Source organism: Aerococcus sp. L_32 (assembly GCF_050689315.1).
Genome location: NZ_JBOEQF010000746.1, coordinates 1 through 888 on the forward strand (window position 1 = coordinate 1; position 888 = coordinate 888).

The following is an 888-nucleotide window of genomic DNA, read 5'->3' on the forward strand; positions in this document are numbered from 1 at the left end:
GGAGATTCTAGTATCTCCGCGTTCACCCATTTTCATGATTGAGCCTTTACCAAAGTTACGCTCAATTTTTTTCATTGCATCGTCTAATGCTTTTTGACGGTTGCTATCGTTTTTATCCATAGTCATGCGTAAATCCTCCTAAATGTTCTCCTGCGTTTCTTTTATTTTATAATTCTTTTGCTGAATAAGCAAGAGAAAAGCGAACGAATGTTCTATTATTTTTTAATGATATCAAAGTAAGCTGAATAGACTGAACGATATTGAATATTTTGACGACTGCCTCTTAATGATGGTGTTAAAACTTTAGTTTCTTGGCCAGCTTGGGCGATACCAATATAGACAGTCCCCACTTCTTTTCCTTCCATGGCATCAGGTCCAGCGACACCTGTAAAGGATATCCCAAAGTCAGATTGATATAGGGCTCGTACGTTTTCCGCCATCTCAATAGCTGTTTCAGCACTCACCATGCCATAAGTTTCCAGTGTTTGCGGTTGGACATTTAATACATTGGCTTTGGCTGTTTCTGTATAAGTGACGGCTGATCCGTGTAAGACTTTTGAAGACCCTGGGACATCGACAACTTTTTTAGCTGCCAGTCCACCAGTGAAACTTTCAGCAAAAGCAATGGTTTGCTCACGGTCTGTCAATTTCTCTACCAATACTTCATTAATGCCTAAGTTTTCTCCTTCGCCTACATAATAATCAGCTAACCGATCGTTGATAGCTGTAGCCAAGTCTTCTAATAAAGGCGTGGTTTCTGCTTCATTTTTGCCCGCTGCAGTTAGTCTAACTGTTACCATGAAATTACCAAAATAAATGGCAACAGTTGGATTTTCTTGACTCATAATCAAGTCATCAATAGTGTCAGCTAATTGCGATTCACCGATG

At 39.6% G+C, this 888-nt stretch carries 1 protein-coding gene and 1 pseudogene; both read right to left on the bottom strand.

Annotated features, from left to right (window positions below):
* Positions 1-126: pseudogene (locus ACRCJ0_RS16150) on the bottom strand (recombinase RecA); the annotation flags it as partial.
* Between the two features lie 89 nt (positions 127-215).
* Positions 216-888, bottom strand: a 673-nt coding sequence (locus ACRCJ0_RS16155) for a nicotinamide-nucleotide amidohydrolase family protein (RefSeq protein ID WP_431391183.1), incomplete at its 5' end; no start/stop codon positions are given.